Consider the following 13386-nt stretch of genomic DNA (forward strand, 5'->3'; position numbering starts at 1 on the left):
ATCCTCCCTTCGAAATTTTCGGCGGCCTGTTCGACCGTGATTTATGTGTTGCATCACATCTAATAATCAGTACATACTCATAAACAAGACAGTTCATTCAACTCAATCGGGGTTGATCTGAAACGTTCAAACTCGAACAAATGAGAGAAGAATCCTTATGGCAACCGGCAACGCCGCCGTTGTAGCGCCACCTCTTCGCCCTTTACGGAGTGCCTGGGGCCCGTTGGCTGGCGAGTCCTCACTGAGGGAGTCGCTCCGCGGCTCCCGTGACCGGCTCACCGTTCGTCCAGCGTCCGACGCCGGATGGCAGCTCTCTGCTGCCCGCCCCCTTGTGGAGCTGCGCACCCAGGCCGAAGCCGAGAAGGGGAGTCCCTGGCCCCAACCGCTCGTTTCCGACTACGCGCGCTACTTCCGCGACGGCAACCGCACGGCGTACGAGGGGCTCGTGGCGAGCCGGCAGCAGCGGCTGACGCGCGCCGTCGTAATGGCTGCAGTGGCAGGTCCCGATCGGGTGGGCTGGCTCGATGAGGTGATTGATGGCGCCTACCTCCTCTGTGAGCAGAGCTCCTGGAGTTGGGCGGCGCACGACGACGTGTTCACGCGCAGCGGCGAGGTGGTCCCGGACCGCACGCTTCCCTATCTGGATCTCGGTGCCGGCGAAGTTGTGGCGCAGTTGGCGTGGCTGGACCTGGTGCTCGGTGACGCTCTTGATGAGCGTGCTCCTGGCCTGCGTCAGCGCATCCGTCAGGAGACACACGACCGGGTGATCCGGCCGTTCCTGGACCGGTTCGACTGGCACTGGCTGGGGTTGCACGGCGACGTCCACAACTGGAACCCATGGATCCACTCGAACATCATCGTGGCTGCGCTGTTGCTGGTGGATGATCCTGGGTTGCAGGCCCAGGTTATTGCCCGTTGCATCGAGGGTCTGGATCGGTTCCTCGCCTCCATTCCGGCCGACGGTGCCATCGACGAAGGCTTCGCCTATTGGTGGAACGGCGCGGGCCGCGCGCTGGAAGGCCTTGCCCTGTTGGAGGAAGCCAGCGGTGGTGTCCTGAATCCGGACCTGTCGGTGATCTGTGCGCTGGTCGCTTTCCCGCATCGGATGCACCTTGGTGGCCGCTGGTTCCTCAACGTCGCCGATGGCCCCGCCCGGGCGCATGAAGGACTCCCGTGGGACATGCTGCACCGTTGGGCCGTCCGGCTGGGCGACTCCGAGGCCGCCGCGCACGCCGCCGTGTTCATGGACGCCGAACCCGACCCCGATCCCCGCTCCGGACTCGGCCGCGTCCTCACCTCCCTCACCCAACTAAGTAGCAGCAAACGTCGCAATGAGGGCTCATTAGGACATGTGCTGCGACCTAGTTGGGGGACGTACCTGCAGTCGGTGCAGATCATGGTCGCGCGGCAAGCTCCGGGCACCTCGGACGGGCTCACGCTCGCGGCGAAGGGCGGACACAACGGCGAGCACCACAACCACCGGGACGTCGGCTCCGTCGTGGTCGCCGTGGACGGGGTGCCCCTGCTCGTCGATGCCGGCCAACCCACCTACACCGCGCAAACGTTCGGACCTGATCGGTACCAGATTCGCGCCATGCAGAGTGCCTGGCACAGCGTCCCCGCACCGTTCGGGCTGGAGCAGGGGACCGGGTCTTCGTTCGCGGCGACCGTTCTCCAGGAGCCGACTCCCGAAGACCCCACGCTCGCATTGGGTCTTGGCGCCGCCTATGGGTTGGACCACGCCGAGCAATGGATCCGCACCTCACTCATGAACCGCGAACTTGGGTCCGTGGTGATTGACGACCGTTGGAATCTGCCAGCGCACCCGCCAGAGGGAACGCACGACGTCGACATCACCTACCTTGTTGCCGGCACCGTCCGCGTGGGTTCAGACGCGACGGCGACCATCACCTCTGTCGGAATTCCGACAGTCATCAGCCACGTGGGACTGCACCTGCGCTGGAAGCCGGCAACCGCCGTCGTGCTCGTAGACGAATGGCACCTCGACGATCCGCTCCTCAGCGACATCTGGGGCCAAAAACTCACCCGGATCCGGTTCCGCATGCCCGAAGAAACCCGCGCTTCAGGCGCATTCACCCTCACAGTGGAGGCCGCAAATGACTAACGAATCAAGCCCGGAAGCCGGGAAGTCGTTGTTTTCGCTGCAACGGCGGGAACGGCTCATGGAGGAGTTGCGGGCACACGGAGCCATCACCGTCCGCGATATTGCGGCGAAACTGGGCGTCAGCGAGCTGACCATCCGGCGCGACGTGAACACCCTCGCCGACGAAGGACTGGTCTCCCGTGTCCACGGCGGTGCGACGCTTCCCAGCCCGCTGGATCGTTCGGTGGCTGTGGGGAGACCGTCGGCACACAGTTACTCCATCGGCATGGTGGTTCCCTCGCTGGATTACTACTGGCCACAGGTGATTTCCGGGGCGCGCGGCGAGGCCGAAATCCAGAATCTCCGCATCCTGGTCCGGGGCTCCGCGTACGACGCCGCCGACAACCGCCGCCAGGTTCAGGCGCTGCTGGATACACAGAACATTGACGGGCTGATCGTGGCCCCGGACATGGGTGGAGCGCACGGCAAGGAACTGCTTCGTTGGCTCAACGCTCTGCCCATTCCGGTGATCATGGCCGAACGCAGGGCGCCGTTGGAGATCCCGTCGCACCGGCTCGAGTGGGTCGCGACCGATCATTCGTTCGGCGCAGGGATGGCCGTGCGGCATCTCTGGCAGGAGGGGCATCGGATGATTGGCTGCCTCACCGATTCCAGCAGTCCCACCAGCCCGCATGTGGTCCGTGGCTGGAAGCAGGCCCTCGCTGCGTTGAAGATCCCGCTGGAAAAGTCCATCCATGAGGACTCGGCCAAGCTGGACAACGGGGACCGTTCCAAGCACTTTGATCATGTCCTGGAGCTGTGCCGTTCCACGGGGACCACCGCCATGCTGGTGCACTCCGACACCCAGGCCGTGGCGTTCGTGCAGCATTGCGTGGACCGCGGCGTGGACGTTCCCGGCAGCATGGCGATCGTGGGATACGACGACGAAGTTGCCTACCTTGCCGAGCCCGCCATCTCCGCGGTTCGGCCTCCCAAAAGCTACGTCGGCAAAGTGGCGGTGCAGCTCATGGCCGCACGCCTGGCCGAAGGAAGGATGCGCCCTGTGCATCGCATTGACCTGAACCCGGAGCTGATCGTGCGGGATTCGTCTCTGGGCGCTCCGCGAGGGTTCGCCGGAGTTGTGCTGGAGGATTCGCTCTGATGCTTCTTCCCCCTTTGGATTACCAGCTTTCGCCCTACACCGGCCTGACCCGCGAGCACTGGTGCGCCTACGCGGACTACCTCCTGCGTTCGGCACACCGCTTTGGGACCGAGGACCACGCCAACATCCACCTGCCCGGCGCCAACAGCCGGTACGGCCCGCGGAGCGATTCACTGGAAGCCTTCGCCCGGACGTTCCTGCTTGCTTCGTTCCGGATTGCGGGAGACCCCGCGAACACCGGGTGGATCGCCGAGTGGTACGCCGCTGGTCTCGACGCCGGAACCAACCCCGCGAATCCCGACCGGTGGCCGACCCCAGGTGAGTTGGGGCAGGCGAAGGTGGAAGCGGCGTCGTTGGCTGTTGGCTTGGCGCTGACCCGCGACGTTCTCTGGGACAAGATGCCCGAACGCGTCCAGGAGCAACTCATCGCGTGGTTCGAAACCGTCATTGGCGAGGAATATCCGCCCATCAACTGGGTGTGGTTCCAGATTGTGGTGGAGACATTCCTGGCTTCAGTTGGTGGCCGGTATTCGGACGAGGACATCGACGCCGGACTCGCCATCCACGACTCGCTCTACCGGGGCGGTGGCTGGTTCGCTGATGGTCCCGAGCGGGCTTATGACCATTACGTTGGCTGGGCCTTCCAGGTGTATCCGCAGCTCTGGGCCTTGATGGCTCCTTCGGATCCCCGGGTTACTGCCCGCAAAGCGCTCGACGGCGACAGGCTGGCTGACTTCCTGGACGACGCCGCCTTCCTTGTCGGCGCGAACGGTGCCCCGCTCATTCAAGGCCGCAGCCTGATCTACCGATTCGCGGCCGCTGCCCCGTTCTGGGTCGGGGAGCTGTCCGGGCACACGCGCTTGCAGCCGGGACTCAGCCGCCGGGCCGCGTCCGGGATGCTCGACTACTTTGCCCGGCACGGATCCATCACCGAGGACGGCCTGCTGTCCATCGGCTGGCACGGCGAGTTCGCCGGCATGAAGCAGGCCTACTCCGGTGCAGGGTCACCGTATTGGGCGGCAAAGGGCATGCTCGGCCTGGCGCTGCCGGCGGATCACCGTGTGTGGACCTCTGTTGAAGCTCCGCTGCCCGTTGAAGTCGCCGACACCCAGCGGCTGATCACGGCACCCGGATGGCAGGTGGACGGGACTCGTGCCGACGGCGTGGTCCGGATCCGGAACCACGCCACGGATCACGCTGTTGTTGGTGCTTTGGTGGCGGACTCGCCCCTGTACGCGCGGATCGGGTACTCCACCCACACGTTCCCCGACCTCTCGCCGGAATCCCGGGACAACGCAGTGGTCTTCGTTGACCCTGCTGGCAGGCTTACGCATCGGACGGGCTTTGAGTACCTGGGATCGTTCTCCGAGGGCGGCATCCAGGTGGGTGCTTCACGGTTCACCGCGCACTGGATCGAGCCCGATCCCGATGCCGGCCCCGATCACGGCAGCGGCGTCGCCGGCGTTGCGACTCAGGGGCCCTCGGTCACGGTGGTTTCGGCGACGCGTGGGGCCATGGAGCTCCGGCTAGTACGCGTTTCCGGTGCTGGTGCTGGTGCGCTCCGGATTGGTGGGTGGCCGGTGGATGCAGCGTCTTCCATGGTCAGCACTGTCCAGGCTGTGCCGGGGTTCGGTCTGTCTTTGGACTCGTCCGGGACGTTCGTTCGCTCCGGCGCGCACCCGATGGGGTCGGAACTCACCATTCCGTGGGTGGGGACCTCGGGCACCGCGCACGACGGCGACTACGCCGCCGTCGTCGTCCTCGCCGGTGACGGAGGTGCTTCGGCGGATGCGGGTGTCACGTTTGCCGATGGCCACTTCGAATTCCCCGACGGTACCCGCCTCGCCGGTGATCTGCTCACCCGTTTCGACGGGTAGCTGTGGCTTAGACGCTTCCTACCTTCTAATGTGCAGCGAGCCGTCGAATCGGGTTCGTGTAGGGCTGGGTGTGCTGCCGGTTTCGGGGTCTTGCTGCGGAACGTGCCGTGCACGCGGCGCAGTGTGCAGCGGGCCATCGAATCGGGCGAGCCCACCCCTGCAGTAGGCTCGCGGGATGAGCCAAACCGACGATCGAGCACGCTTCCTCGCGGCATATGACCAGGACCTCCGCACCGACGCCGAGACCCCGAGTGCCCTCAAAGTGACCCAGCACGGACCCGTGCGCTTGGTGACCTTCATGAAGGGGCGGGGCTTCGTCACGTACCAGGACCTCGGTGGCGCGGACTCGCAGACCATCAAGCGGCTCGTCGCTGAGTCGGTGGCCTACTTCCGCGCAGAACCGGACATCACCAGGGTCGAATGGAAATCCCGCGGGCATGACCACGCACCGGGTTTGCACGAAGCACTCATCGAAAACGGCTTCACCCAGGACGAGCCGGAATCGATCATGATCGGCGAAGCGAAGGCTTTGAGCACAGCTGTGCCACTTCCCGACGGCGTGACGCTGCGGCAGGTCACGGAGGAACCGGACGTGCGGGCCATGAGTGCGATGCAGGACGAGGTCTTTGGCGAGCCGGTCTCGGATGAGATGGCCGATGCCTTGCTGCGCCGCCTCTCCCTCGATGACGGGGTGCAGTTGTGGGTGGCGGAGGCTGACGGACAAGTCGTCAGCGCTGGACGCTTGGAGCCAGTGCCCGGCACGGCCTTCGCCGGTATCTGGGGCGGGGCCACCAGAGAAGAGTGGCGCGGCCGGGGGATTTACCGGGCATTGACGGCTCGCCGTGCCCAAGCAGCACTCGAGCTGGGCAAGACCCTCATCCACAGCGACTCCACCGAGTTCTCCCGGCCAATCCTGGAGCGATCCGGGCTGCTCAAGGTCTCGACGACTACGCCGTACCGCTGGGTGCGAGGCTGACCCGTTCGGGCCCCCTCCCGCGCTCAGCAGGAGGAGGCCCGAACTGGTTACCGAGGAGCCCTACTTCCCAGCCGCGAAGTAGCTCACGCACTGCCCCTGGTTCTTGAACACGGGCGACGGGCTCGTCTTCCAGCCGCCGTTCTTGCACGCGTCCTTGCCGGTTGAAATGGTCACGCGATACTCCTTCGTGGTGCCGTCCGGCGCTGTCACGGTGACTATGGCCGTCGGGCTTTCCGCCGTTGCCTGCTTGACCGTCACCTTGGCGTTCGTATCCAGCGGGTAGCCGACGACGGCGGGATTCGCCGACGTCGACAGCACCCGGTAGTCGGTGGACGCCGGGGCGAACCCGACGACGGACGCTTGGTTGACGAGGAGCCTGCCGAGGTCGGCGAGTCCGGCGTCAGCCAAACGTGAACCGGCGATGGCTACCTCGGCGATCTTTGTGTACGAAGCCGTGGTCACAAACGAAACGCGGATGCCACGGGTGGTCACGGGGTCGAAGCGAACCGTCGTAGGCGAAGAAGTAGAGAGTCCCGTGATGGTCCCGGCCGAGGTATCTTTCCATGCTCCGGAAGCATCCTGGTACTGGACTTTAAGGCTCGCCGCTGCCTTTTCCGCCGACGTCACCGTCACGGAGGAAACGGTGTAGTCGCGGCGGAACGTGTAGCTCAGGTTGTCACCGGCCCGGCCACCGCTCACCCAGTTGGACCAGCGGGTGGAGTCGTTGCCATCGCAGCTGTTCTTCGCGGTATATGAGCCCTCGGTGTAACTGGCTGTTGCGATTGTGGCGGGATCGTCCTTGCAGATGTTGCCGATGGGAACCCTTTCCGCCACCACGACAGTGAGTGTCGCGGAGAGGGAGCCGGCCTTGCCAGGAACGGTCACCGAGCCGACAGTCTGGAGGGCAGAATCAGACAGCGAAGCCCAGTCCCACACCACAGGAATCGGGTTGCGGGCAGGTCCGTCGCCGATTTGGCCGGGGACTGTCACCGGGGCAGCCGCCTGCACCGAGGCCAGCCTGGAACCAACACCGACGGTCACGGACGCGGGGTCGGTGGCCACGTACTGTCCTACCGTCACGGTCAGGAGAGCGTCATCGAACGCCTGCCCGTAGGGATCAACACCGGATCCGCGGAGCGTTACCTTCCCATCCTTCTGCCAGACTGAGGGGTCAACTGCGGACCAGGTAACGGCCAGCGGCTTGCCCGGACCCGCCTCATACAGCGGAGTCACTGTAGAAGGGAGGGCAGGCGCAACACCTGTGAGCGTACTCAGTTCAACGGGCGAAACACCCAGGAGCTTCAAGTCAGCGATATCCGTGAAGGCCCACGCCTGATGCGGGCTGGCCGAGGCGGTTGCGGTGGTTCCGGTAGATGAAGCAAGTGCCACAGACGTTCCAGCAGCGGTCTGGTTGCCCGAAACCTGCAAGGCAATCGCGGCACCGGCGTTGACCAGGGACCACTGCTTGCCGTTCTCCGTTGTCACTATCCACTGTGCAGAAGGAGTCGCCTTGGCCTGGTCCAACGTCAGAGTAGCGAGTGAAGCCGCACCACTTTGGCTTCCGTTCAGCACCCCACCATTGCCGGTGAGCACACGCCCGTCCGCGCTGGAAACAACCCAACGGCGATCGTTGGCGAAGTCACCTGCACCCACGGCATTGAAGGTCCACATCTGGGGCGCGACGCCTGCAGCGTCCGTGCCCAATTCCTCGATCGAGGCCGAGCCATTTGCACGGCCCGTCAAATACTTGCTGCTAGCTTCGCCGCTGAGGTGATAGCTGTGGCCGTCCTGCACGGGGGCGGCGTCGTCCGACACTCCACTGACGCCGTCGACGACGAACGTCACCACAGACGAGGCGGGAACCTCAAGCGTCGCGGACTTGGCTACCGTGTCAACGGCCACCGGTACACCGGCGACGAGTGCGTTCTTCTCGATGTCGTCCAGCGGCGATTTGGTGGTGACCACCGGTGTGACCTTGGCGCCGGGTGCGATGCTGCCGAAGCGGCTGAGGTCGATGGTGACCTTTTCCGCCGTCGGGGTGTCATTGAAGTGGACCAGCGTTGCGCCGTTGCCGTCGGCGCGGAGGGCGCTGGCGGTCTTGGCGTTGTCGTTCTGGATGAGGAAGTCGCCGGGCCGGATGTAGTGCGTGAAGTTCCGGGTGGTGTTGTATTTCTGGTTGGTCAGGACCTTGCACTTGGCTTGTTCCTGGGATGCGCCGTCGTTGAGCCGGCGGTTGGAGAAGCCTTCGCGGCCTTCGTAATTGCAGTCGAAGTCGATGTAGATGGAGCCCCAGCCCTTGTCTGCCTTCTCCTGCTTGTACGTGTCCTCCACAGGCTGCCAGAAGACCCAGGCGTTGGGGTCTAGTTCGCGGAGGTCGTTGACCATGCGGCTGGCGATGCCCAGCCCGTTGGTGATGTTGGAGCGGTCCCAGCCGCTGGTGGAGTCGCCGAGAGCTGGGTTGCCGGGCCAGAATCCGCCCACTTCGCTCATCCACAGTGGTTTGTCTGTGGAGCTGGCGAGGTCGCGTACCCGGCGTCGATCATTGGTGCCGTACGTGTGGACATTGAGCTGCGCTACAGCGTCCTTGGCTTCCTGGCTGTAGCCGTTCCAGTTGGTCATGAACTTGGTGGGGTCCGTCTCGTCCATCGCGGAGATGACGGCGTCCGTGGTGCCCTTTTCCAGTTCGGCGGCCAGCAGCTTGGTCACGCGGTCCTGGGCGGCCGGGAAGATCAGCGCGCCCTCCTGCTTCTGCGTGTACGTGGTGGGCGGCTTGCCGGTGGCGGCGTTGATGTCCGTGCCCCAGTAGCCGGAGTTCGGCTCGTTGAATGGATCGATGGTGTCCACCGAGATGCCGCTGCCCTTTTCGAGAAGTTCGACGGCGTTCCTCATGTAGGCGGCGAACTTGGCTTCCGCTTCGGGCAGGAGGTTTTCGCCCTTGGCGGTGTTCACCTGGCCGGAAACGTAGCCGCTCTTGGTCATGAACCAGGGCGGGGAGTTGCTGAACGCTTCCCAGTGGGTGATCTGCTGGTCTGCGGCCAGGCGCTCCACCCACCAGCGCTGGTTCTTATCGGCATCGGGGTTGTAAGACGCGGGGTCGTCCGGGTTCCAGGCGTTCAGGAATGCGAGTTTGTTGGCCTGCGTCTTGTCGACGGTTCCGTCAGGGTTGTAAAGGTTCGACGCCGGTTGGTCGGCTTGCGCTTCAGTGACAGGCTTCCACCATCCCTCCACAGCGCTGCCGTCGTTGAGGTAGTTGGCGACGTCCGAGGCGTTCCCACCTCCGACGTTGTAACGGGCAATGTTGAGGTTGAGTCCGTCCTCGCCGAAGACCTTCTGGTACAGCTCCTCACGCAGCTCAGGGGAGTATCCCGCCGTCGCATTCGCGAACCACACCAAACTGGTGCCCCAGCCTTCGAAGGCTTCGCCACGGCTGGCAGGGTTCGGAGTGATGATGACGGCGGTTGCGTCGTCTGCGTGTGCTTGTGGTGCCATTGCGGGCATCAGGGCAAGGCTCGCTGCCGCAGTGACGGCTGCCGCCAGGACTGCCACGGGCCTTCGGATTCTTCGCGCGGTAAACGCCATGGTTGGACCTCATCGTCGGGGTGTCATTGGGTGCTTGCCTGGCTTCCGGGAAGGCCGGGCAAGCCGACACTATGAGGCGGCCAGGAGCGTCACAAGGCACTCGAACAGGCTCGAACGGGGTTGGTCGGAAGTGGTCACCTGCATTCAAACAACGCGGGGTCACTTACGGCCCCTTTTGGGCGCTTGAAGCGGCCGTAAGTGACCCCGCGTTGCTTTTGTTGTGTACTGCTCATCCGGGAGTGTATAGATGTATACAAGTACACCTTCTTTTTTCGGCAGGGCGGCACCACATGGCAGATCCACAACCACGCAACACAGGGGCGCACCTCGTCTACGGCGAGCTGAAGCGCCAGATCCTCAGCCTCGAGCTCAAGCCAGGCCAACGCATCTACGAACCCGCCATGGCCACAGCTTTGCAGGTCAGCCGCACGCCGCTCCGCGAGGCCATCCGACGCTTGATTTCGGAGAGCTTGCTGGAGCAGCAACCCACCGGGGGAGTGCTGGTGCCGGTGCTGGATGAGAAAGTCGTTTCAGAGCTCTACGACGTCCGTGCTGCGTTGGAATCGCTGATGGCTCGTGAAGCGTGTGCCAATGCCACCGCAGCAGATCTTGCTGAACTGGAGGGGATCGTGGCCCGCAACGCTGCGATGGTGGAGTTCGCCGACGAAGCCATGAAATACGGGGTTGCCCTGCACGCCGCGATCGCCAGGATCGCCGGAAACTCCTGGGCCCAGCGCTTTCATGAGCAGATCGCCAGCCAGGCTGAACGGTACCGATACTTCACCAACAACGCTCCTGAACGTCGCGATGAAGCACTAGCCAATCACCGGCTCTTGGTCGAGGCCATCGCTTCCAAGGACGCGGAAAAGGCAGCCAAGGTCGCTTTCGATCATGTGATCGGCGCACGCGATGAGACCTTGCGGGTCATCTCAGGCACGGGCCTCGTGGTCGAATGATCGGCGAACTCGGACGGCGCTCGTCCACCGCGCTCCTGATCCACTCGGCACTGATCCAAGCTGTGACGTTCCTGGTCCGGCCGGCCACCACGTACCGCGCACTGGAACTTGATGTTCCCGGCTTCGCGCTGGGCCTTCTTGCCGCAAGCTACGCCGTGTTCCCGCTGCTGCTCGCCCTTCCCATCGGCGGACTGGTGGACCGCCTGGGTGAGCGCCGGCTGATGGCGATCGGGTCCGCCGTCGTGCTGGGTTGTTCTGCGTTTCTGTTGTTCTGGGGGACATCAGTCCCCGCACTGGTGATTGGGACAGCGCTGCTGGGTGCGGGTCAGCTGGCCTGCGTGGTGGGGCAGCAGGCGGTGGTGGCAAACAATGCTGCGGCGTCTCGTTTGGACTCTGCTTTCGGGTACCTGACCTTTGCCGCATCCTTGGGCCAGGCTCTCGGTCCGTTGGCCATTTCCTTGGTGGGCGGTGCTTCCGTTCGGCCGAACACGCAGGCGATCTTCCTGCTCGCGGCGGCCATGAGCCTGGTGCTGTTCCTGACAACCTTTGTTATTTCCGCCAAAGTCAGTCGCGGGAGGCGCACGCCCAAGGGCGGCCCAAAGGGCAGCGCCGTATCGCTCCTCAGAACTCCGGGCGTTGTCCGTGCCCTGGCAACGAGTGCCACCGTCCTCGCCGTCGTGGACCTGACCGTGGTCTACCTGCCTGCACTTGGCGCCGAACGAGGCCTCACCGCTGCAACTGTGGGCCTCCTGCTCACTGTCCGGGCAGTGTTCTCCATGATTTCCCGGCTGGGGCTCGGCAGCATGTCCCGCAAGCTCGGGCGAATGAAGCTGCTGATCCTGAGCCTGGCCATCTCCACAGTTGCCCTTGGGGTGGCCGCCATTCCCATGCCCGAGTGGTTGCTCTTCGTCGTGATGGCGTTTCTTGGTTTGGGCCTCGGAATCGGGCAGCCGCTCACCATGTCCTGGCTCTCGGCCCAAGCTCCCGAAGGCCAACGGGGACGTGCGCTCGCCTTGCGGCTTGCCGGAAACAGAGTGGGCCAAGTGGTGCTCCCCAGCGCAATCGGCGTCGTCGCAGTAGGACTGGGCGCGGCGGGCGTGTTCCTGGCATCCGCGGTTGCTGTGGGTGGGACCATGCTGTTGCTGCGGGGTGTGCGGCTGGACGACTGACTGAACTGACCTGAGAGATTGATTGAGCGACTCACGCGCCCCGACCGTGCACAGGTCTGGCGTTCGCCGGAGGTTCCCCGACCTCGTGGATGGTGTGGCCGCTGCAAGCGGTCTTGGTGACGCTGGCTCGCTCGATGCGGGACACGATGAACCACCGCATGGCGTCGCGAAGTCGACACCATCCAACCAAGTACCACTGGCCGTTCGTTGAGGCGAACAGCACGGGTTCGACGTCGCGGATGGTGGTGCTCCCATCTCCCGATGTGTAGCGCATGCGGATGACTCGTTGCTCGGACATCGCCTCCTCCAGAGCCGACCTGATGGCGCGCGAGGAGGCGGGAGCCGCATTCACCCAGACGCGGCCCGCCAGTTCGTCGGCTCTCGCTCGGGTCTTGGGATCGAGGACATCTACGATCTTCCGGATCCCGGCTGCTGCCAGATCGGCGTAAGGGGCGTCGGGTGCAGCGGACACGGCTGCCATGAGTGCCACGGCCTGCGCCGGGGACAGGCTGACAGGCGGCAGGGAAGCGCCGGCGGCCAACCCGTACCCACCGCCCGGTCCTGGGCGCGACCATACGGGCGCGCCGCTGCTCTCCAAAGCATCCAGGTCCCTCTTGACTGTGCGCACGGACACCTCGAACTCTCCCGCCAGCCGCTCGGAGGAGACTCCCCGCGCTCCGCTGCGACGCAGCAACTCGGATAGAGCATGGAGGCGTTCTGCACGCTTCAACTTTCAGCCGGCATCAAATTCATGACATAAATAGTGACACACCCTTGTCCATAGCGCCTGCGAGGGTAATGACATGACAACTACTGCAAGCAGTCCGGACATCATCCTCATCGCCGGCCACTGGCTGGGCGCTTGGGCGTGGGATGAAGTCCTTGAACACCTGGAAACTGACCACTCCCGTGCAGTTGCGGTGACGCTCCCTGGTCTCGATGGGGACGATCCAGAGCGGGATACGAAGACCCTCGACGATCAAGCTGCATCGGTCCTGGACATCTTTGCTCGACTTGGGGTTACCGAAGATCGGCCCGCTACTATCGTGGCTCACAGTGGGGCTAACGCCCCTGTCAGCCTTGTCCTTGACCGACACCCTCAGCTTGTTCATCTGGTGGTGTGGGTCGATTCCGGCCCTCTTGCACCAGGGAGCGTCTTCGCCCCGGATCTCCCGGAAGGTCTGGGGGAGCTTCCGCTGCCGTCCTTCGAGGTCCTCGCGCAGCAGGCAAGTCTCGAAGGCCTGAGCACAGAAGTCCTCGAGCGTTTTCGTGCCCGGGCCGTCCCCGAGCCTGGCCCCGTGCTTCGTCAGCCCGTCGAGCTCATGAACGATGCCCGTCGCCAGGTCCGGACCACCTTGGTGTGCTGCTCGATCCCTGGCGCGCAGGTGCTGGAGTTGGCGCACGCAGGCCATCCGATGTTTGCTGAAGTCGCGAACATCGAAAATCTCGACGTGATTGACCTCCCCACAGGGCACTGGCCCATGTGGAGCCGCCCCCGCGACCTTGCCAAGATCATTCAGTCAGCTTCCACACGAGTCGACTGAACCAGTGCGCGCTGTTTGG

At 64.3% G+C, this 13386-nt stretch carries 9 protein-coding genes; 7 read left to right on the forward strand and 2 right to left on the reverse strand.

The annotated features are described in order from the left end of the window. Positions 1-157: 157 nt before the first annotated feature. The 4 genes from GVL04_RS15395 to GVL04_RS15410 all read left to right on the forward strand — a co-directional run bounded on the left by GVL04_RS15395 (position 158) and on the right by GVL04_RS15410 (position 6119). On the forward strand, positions 158-2125 hold the full coding sequence (locus GVL04_RS15395) for a heparinase II/III family protein (RefSeq protein ID WP_159706131.1): 1968 nt from the start codon (positions 158-160) through the stop codon (positions 2123-2125). Beyond that, entirely contained in the window at positions 2118-3266 is a 1149-nt protein-coding gene (locus tag GVL04_RS15400; RefSeq protein ID WP_159706133.1) for a LacI family DNA-binding transcriptional regulator, read from the forward strand. Before GVL04_RS15395 ends, GVL04_RS15400 begins: the two co-directional genes overlap by 8 nt. Continuing rightward, a complete protein-coding gene (locus GVL04_RS15405; protein ID WP_159706135.1) occupies positions 3266-5143 on the forward strand; it encodes a DUF2264 domain-containing protein in 1878 nt (625 codons plus the stop codon). Before GVL04_RS15400 ends, GVL04_RS15405 begins: the two co-directional genes overlap by 1 nt. A gap of 175 nt (positions 5144-5318) precedes the next feature. Beyond that, the gene (locus tag GVL04_RS15410) at positions 5319-6119 is read left to right on the forward strand and encodes a GNAT family N-acetyltransferase (RefSeq protein ID WP_159706137.1); all 801 of its coding nucleotides are present in this window, start codon (positions 5319-5321) and stop codon (positions 6117-6119) included. A gap of 60 nt (positions 6120-6179) precedes the next feature. Here the strand turns inward: GVL04_RS15410 and GVL04_RS15415 are convergent, their stop codons facing one another. Beyond that, positions 6180-9665, reverse strand: a complete 3486-nt coding sequence (locus GVL04_RS15415) for a discoidin domain-containing protein (protein WP_159706139.1) — start codon at positions 9663-9665, stop codon at positions 6180-6182. 323 nt (positions 9666-9988) lie between these two features. On the opposite strand from GVL04_RS15415, the gene GVL04_RS15420 reads away from it, so the two are divergent. Both GVL04_RS15420 and GVL04_RS15425 read left to right on the forward strand, forming a co-directional pair. Next, entirely contained in the window at positions 9989-10654 is a 666-nt protein-coding gene (locus GVL04_RS15420) for a GntR family transcriptional regulator (protein WP_159706141.1), read from the forward strand. Beyond that, complete coding sequence (locus GVL04_RS15425) at positions 10651-11823, forward strand: MFS transporter (RefSeq protein ID WP_159706143.1); 1173 nt, start codon at positions 10651-10653, stop codon at positions 11821-11823. The genes GVL04_RS15420 and GVL04_RS15425 overlap by 4 nt, the downstream gene beginning before the upstream one ends. Positions 11824-11854: 31 nt before the next feature. Here GVL04_RS15425 and GVL04_RS15430 read toward each other — a convergent pair whose 3' ends face one another. After that, positions 11855-12553 carry a YafY family protein gene (locus tag GVL04_RS15430; protein ID WP_159706145.1) on the reverse strand — a complete coding sequence of 233 codons (699 nt, stop codon included), beginning with the start codon at positions 12551-12553 and terminating at the stop codon, positions 11855-11857. A gap of 73 nt (positions 12554-12626) precedes the next feature. Here GVL04_RS15430 and GVL04_RS15435 point away from each other — a divergent pair, with 73 nt between their 5' ends. Next, positions 12627-13367 carry an alpha/beta fold hydrolase gene (locus GVL04_RS15435; protein WP_159706147.1) on the forward strand — a complete coding sequence of 247 codons (741 nt, stop codon included), beginning with the start codon at positions 12627-12629 and terminating at the stop codon, positions 13365-13367. The last annotated feature ends 19 nt before the right edge of the window (positions 13368-13386 follow it).

It is taken from the genome of Arthrobacter sp. 18067 (genome assembly GCF_902706295.1).
In the GTDB taxonomy this organism is placed as follows: Bacteria; Actinomycetota; Actinomycetes; order Actinomycetales; family Micrococcaceae; genus Arthrobacter.